General features: G+C 30.4%; 3 protein-coding genes and 1 other RNA gene. 1 reads left to right on the top strand and 3 read right to left on the bottom strand.

The genetic code is table 11. The features are described from left to right. Positions 1–463: 463 nt before the first annotated feature. The 3 genes from AC4PRO_RS09790 to AC4PRO_RS09780 form a co-directional block, all read right to left on the bottom strand. Complete coding sequence (locus AC4PRO_RS09790; protein ID WP_492117229.1) at positions 464–1,966, bottom strand: Fic family protein; 1,503 nt, start codon at positions 1,964–1,966, stop codon at positions 464–466. A gap of 583 nt (positions 1,967–2,549) precedes the next feature. Beyond that, positions 2,550–2,945: a transfer-messenger RNA gene (gene ssrA, locus AC4PRO_RS09785) on the bottom strand. Positions 2,946–3,039: 94 nt separating this feature from the next. Further along, on the bottom strand, positions 3,040–4,236 hold the full coding sequence (locus tag AC4PRO_RS09780) for a serine hydrolase domain-containing protein (RefSeq protein WP_074724075.1): 1,197 nt from the start codon (positions 4,234–4,236) through the stop codon (positions 3,040–3,042). A 248-nt stretch (positions 4,237–4,484) separates the two neighbouring features. Here AC4PRO_RS09780 and AC4PRO_RS09775 point away from each other — a divergent pair, with 248 nt between their 5' ends. After that, complete coding sequence (locus tag AC4PRO_RS09775) at positions 4,485–5,687, top strand: NAD(P)-dependent oxidoreductase (protein ID WP_492117228.1); 1,203 nt, start codon at positions 4,485–4,487, stop codon at positions 5,685–5,687. Positions 5,688–6,065 lie beyond the last annotated feature (378 nt).

Raw genomic sequence — 6,065 nt, 5'->3', positions numbered from 1 at the left:
TGAAAATTAAAACAATGAAAATCAAATAGATAAAAAATAAAATATTACGATTTTATTTTTTATCGGACATTAATGAAATCAAATATAATATTTATTTTAAGTGATTTGTTTTGAATCTAATATTTTTCAATAATTTATAATAAGTTAAATTATTGAATTGATACTTTGATTATTTTAGTCAAAAAATATAGATCTCTAGTTTCAATTTTCTTTAAATTCATATATTTTATACTTTTATCAAAATATATGACTTGAAATTCCGATGGGTTGTTTTATGTTAGTTTTTTGTTTAAAGCATCTAAAATAATCTAAATTTCAGGTTAATTTTAAACTTCTTGTGTTTGCTAAGTTTGCATGTCCAATCTCTATAATATAAAAACACCTATAATTAATTTTGTTCCGAACTAACTTTCAGAGTTGTCGATTACTAATTATTTACACTATTGTTACTTGATTAAATATTTCATTCATTTGAATATTTTTTATTTTGGAACACTTGATTATAAGCGTGTTCCATTTTCACGATTTCATCATCACTTAGTTCCTTGTAAAAATCACGTTTACGACTAGCCAGCTTTCCTTTGTTCTGATGAAGAAACAATATCATGCGATCTACTTTATTATCGGGCATATCTACTATGTTTTGTATATCGCTTCTAAGTTCATCGTAGCATTGAAGAAAGTGCAGTTCTTCTGGAATATCGTTAGTAACTGTAGCTTGTATTGATCTTGCCAAAAACACAGTATGATTGGTTAAATCTGGAAATCGGTATATAGCTTCTATTTCTGATGCATTATTAACAAACATTTTTCCATCATAATTAAGATCATATTTTACCTTGCGTTCAATCAATTTTGAAAGTAACTCTAAAGTAGTGTCGTATTCATCCATATGGGCAAGTATTTGAGCAGAAACAGGAAGTATCGTTCCGTTAGGTACAATACCGTCACGTACCAGAATATCATGAATAAGAAAACGGTGAATTCTTCCGTTACCATCTTCAAATGGATGGATATATACATACCCAAATGACACCATTGCAGCTTTTATAATCGTTTTGGTCGAACTGTTTTTTTTATTTAAGTTTATTATCCCTTGCATCAGAGATTTTACATATTGTGGTGGTGGACAAACATAATGTATTTTCTGTGTATAGTCTCTCATTGTTTGACCAATATAGTTTTGAAAGTCCCTAAAACTATCATCTGCATATCTTGGGTCAACTATGACATTTTGTAATCGTACCAATTCCCTTTCTGATAATGATTCTTCAAAGGATTTTTGTCCTGCTTCTTCCAGTAATGCTATGAACTTTTCCATTCTATCTTGCGATGGTTCTTCTTTCTCTATGTCACTGGAAGATTTGGATTCTTTTTTATAAAGGTAATAGCTTGCTCGTTTAAAAATTTCTGGAGAGTATTCGGTTTTTAGATTTTGAATAGCTTCTTCAATATTCCAATTGAGTAACTCACTAAGTTCAGTGGTTCTTCGTATTATAGGGCAGAATTTGTTTTGTCCAATAAGATTATCGTTTACTTTCCATTTAGTTATTTTTGTAATATCTCCAGTAATATATCGAGATGAGTTCAATATATTCTCGTAATTAGTTGCAGTAACGTTAACTTCAATAGATTTACCTCCAGTAAACTCATACAAGTAACCAATTATTCTTGAATATTTTCTATTGGGATTTTCTTTGATATAGTCAACTATAGTTTGGTGTCCAACAGAGGTAAAAATTTCCTTGATGAATGCGAGGTTAAAATCATCATATTTGAGAGCGAATTCTAAATGAGTCATAGGGTGGTCAATTTTTACATCATATTTCGATTTGAATGTTCGTACAAGCGAATTTGTTGAACTTAATTCGGTCTTATCCGTTGTTCCAATATATGATTCATGAGTCAATTGAAACCCTTGAATATGTAGTTTTTCTTTAAGCCATGTAAATCCTACCTTTTTCATTTACTTTCTGTTTTTTGGGGTAAATTTAATTTTAAAAAGGTAAATTTAGTTTTTATTATTAAAAAAAGGGTAAATTTTATTTATTTTAACGCTAAACTATTTTATTATTTGCTAGTGAGGTAAAATTGTTTTGGTAAAGGTAAAATTAATTTTAATAATTAATTGAAGAGTAATTTTAGTTTATTTAAATCTTGGATATAAATAAATTGGAGAAGCTTGTGCAACTAGAAATAGATGAGAAACATATATAATCAACAGATGACTGTAAGCCTTTTTCTAGAGATATTAGCTTCTTTCTAAGCTTAAATAGAGAATATTACTCCTTTGGTAACTATTTGCAAATTTTTTTTTATAGATGAAACGGAGTTTTTCATTTTAATAGTTAATAAATCGATACAAAATTTACGTACGATTTTAAAAAAAAAATGACGCTCATTGTCTTCCAATAGCGTCATTTGGCATTTTGTGGAATGAATGGGATTACAATCGAACAACTTATACCTATTTTGACTTTTTTTGAAAATTTAAAATAGTCTAAATATAAAAATAACGCCATTGTCTTCCAATGGCGTTATTTGTCTTTCTGTGGAGTCGGGGAGAATCGAACTCCCGTCCAAACAAGCAACTAAAAGGCTTTCTACACGTTTATTTCCTGATTGAATTTTCGACCTTGTGTTTGACCAGAAACAGTCGCACAAGACTTATCTTCTTTATTTCGAAGTCCACCCGAAGCTTATGGAAATCTAGGTTTAAATTTACGATTCACCTTTATCGACCGCTATAAACCAAAGCTTTCGAGGTAAATCCTGCTTTCCTATCTAATAGGACGAGGCTAATCTTACTATAATTCAGATTATGCAGCAAGAGCGTAGTTTCCTTCGCCGTGTATGTGTTTTGGAACCTTTTATTAACGAGAATTGTCCCAGTTCTCCACGTGCTTACTTTTCAATTCGACTTGCTGTCAAAACCAGTCGACCCCTTTTTATTCTAACTCATAAAATAATTTGAGTTTGCAAATGTATGCAATTTAACTGAAATTTGCCATGTGCATTCACATTATTAATCATCAAATATCATTCCTCTTTTTCGTTGTCTTCTAGATGAAACGGATAGTCCCCAAACAAAGCGGCTAATTTTCGTACTTTATAGATTCTCTTGTCGTACTTATTCGATAAAGCAATAATTGTCACCTTTTCTTCCGGTAATGTAACATAAGATGCAGTGTTACCATGCCACCAGCCATTATGAAAATAGAAGTTTTTTCCTGTTGGCCAATTAATCATTCGTATTCCCAAGCCATAGTTTTTTGTACCTCTGTGCTCATTACTGTAGCCTACATAGGCTTCCTGTAATAGTTTTTGATCTAAATAAGCAGCAGAATTTCTACCATTATCAAATTTTAATAAATCTCGAGGTGTCGAATAGATATTCTTATCTCCATAGATTGCATCCAAATAATCTAAATTCACCTTAGCGAAATTCCTTTTGTAAGATGGTACTGCGGTTAACTTGTCTTTCTCATAATCAAAGACATAAGTATTTGTCATTCCTAATGGTTTGAAAACGATTTCCTTCATCGCATCTTTATATTCTAATCCAGTCACTTTTTCAATAATCAATGCCAACATGGCATAATTTGTATTGCAATAACTAAACCTAGAATTAGTTCTAAATTCTAGATCAATATCCTTTGTAGCCATAATCGTCAGTATGTCTTGATTACTTAAGATTTTATGCCTATCCCAAATTCCTTTTTTTTCTGTGAAATAGGCATAATTACGCATTCCGCTTCTATGAGTTAGTAAAGTTCTTATGGTAACATCAGGATAAGGAAACTCTTTTAAAATGGTAGTTACCTTTTGTTCTAAATATAATTTTTTCACACTTACTAATTTCAATATGGCAGTTGCTGTGATTACTTTACTTACTGATGCAATATGAAGGGGCGTTGTACTTGTCATTGCTGACTTCTCTTTATAGTTAGCCAAACCTTCATATTTTTCATAGATAATCTGACCGTTTTTTGCCACAAGAAAACCTCCATTGGCACTTTTATTTGGCCAGTTTTTATTGTAAAAATAAATTATGGAATTCTTTTTTGATTCGATATATGCGGGCGTCAGTTTTGGACCTTGTTGTATTACAATCGGTGTTGCAATCGGTGTCTTTAGGTCAGTATCTATTTCGAGTATCTTCTTTTGTTTACAAGAACTCAAAACCAATAATAGCAGGAGTATTTGTAGTATATTTGCCTTTTTTATAAAAATCATTTTTTTGTGGTACTAGAATAGCAAATATATAGAATCAATCGCGTTTGTTAATTTTTTTATCCAAACCTTAACAGTATTTTATTAAAGTTTTTGAGTTGTTTTTTCTATTATTTTGTGTCTCAGCTTTTAATGGTTTTACGAAATATTTTTTTTTATAAAATAAAAGTAAATTTACTTTAAATTGTTATATTTGTAACAAATACGGCTCGGAAAGTTATATTAAATCTAAATAAAATCGGCGCAAAAATATGAAATTCGGAATTTTAAAAGAAAGAAAGAGTCCACCAGATAGAAGAGTTGTTTTTTCACCTGAGGCAATAGTACAATTGAAAGAACTTTATCCAGATGCATCAGTGAAAGTAGAATCTTCTGATATTAGAATTTTTTCTGATGAACAATATAAAGAATTAGGAATAGAAGTTGCAGATGATATTAGTGATTGTGATGTTCTATTTGGTGTTAAGGAAGTTCCGATTGAATCTTTAATCGCTGATAAGTCTTATTTCTTTTTTTCACATACGATAAAAAAGCAGCCGTACAACCGAGAATTGCTGCGGGCTATTCTTGAAAAAAACATTGATTTATATGATCATGAAACGATAGTCAACGAAAATAATCGCAGGTTAATAGGTTTTGGAAGATATGCTGGGATTGTTGGAGCCTATAATACGATTCGTGGCTTCGGGCTGAAGTTTGGATTGTTTAAATTAGCCAAAGCAGAAACATTATCCGGAAAAGAGGAATTAATCAATAATTTGAAAAGACTTGTTTTGCCTCCGTTAAAATTCGTAATTACTGGAACAGGAAAAGTGGGTGGTGGAATCAAGGAAATTCTGGATGCCATGAAAATCAAGGAAGTTTCTATTGGAAACTACTTAACTAAAAAGTATGCGCAGCCAGTCTATACACAGATTGATGTATTGGATTATAATAAAAGGATTGACGGAAAAGTTTTAGATTGCAAGGATTTCTATCAAAATCCAAAGGAATACGTTAGTGATTTTGAGCGATTCACAAAAGTTTCTGATATTGTTATTACTGGACATTTTCATGGAAATGATGCGCCTGAGATTCTTAATAGAGAAATGCTGCAATCAAGAGATTGCACTATAAAAATAGTTGGTGATGTTTCTTGCGACATTGATGGTCCTGTTGCCTGTACGCTAAGATCATCCACAATTGCTGATCCGTTCTATGGTTATTTACCATCTGAACATAAAGAAGTAGATGTGTTTCATCCGGCTGCGATTGTTGTAATGGCTGTAGATAATTTACCATGTGAACTGCCAAAAGATGCCAGTGAAGGTTTTGGAACAATGTTTATGGATTATGTAATTCCTGCATTTTTTAACGATGATAAAGACGGGGTTTTGGCTAAAGCCAAAATGACTGAAAAAGGAAAATTGACCCCAAGATTTATGTATTTGCAAGAATATGTAGATGGAAAGTAATTTGTAAACTCTTACTAAAACAAGAATAGAATATGTACTAATTCTGTAAATAATGAATTACCAAATTTTAGTTAGCAACAGACAAAAAGAAACAGCTGTAAAATCAATTTTATAGCTGTTTCTTTTATATGAGTGGTGTTTTTAGCTTCTTTATGTCAAGTTATTTTTGGTTCATGTTTTAAGTCAAAAAAACTCACATTTTTATATTTAGTTATTTTTTGAGATACTATAATATTTGCAACCATTTTTGAGATATTGTATCAATTTTTTTAATAAAAAGCCTATTTTTTTGTTTTTTTTTCATCTTATTCCTTATGATTTTAAAGCTAAAATTAGATTTTTATTTAAAATTTAATATTGAATAATTTTTAAAAATCA

Source organism: Flavobacterium sp. DW-iso2, from assembly GCF_058725285.1.
This window is presented reverse-complemented; position numbering and strand designations above follow the sequence as displayed.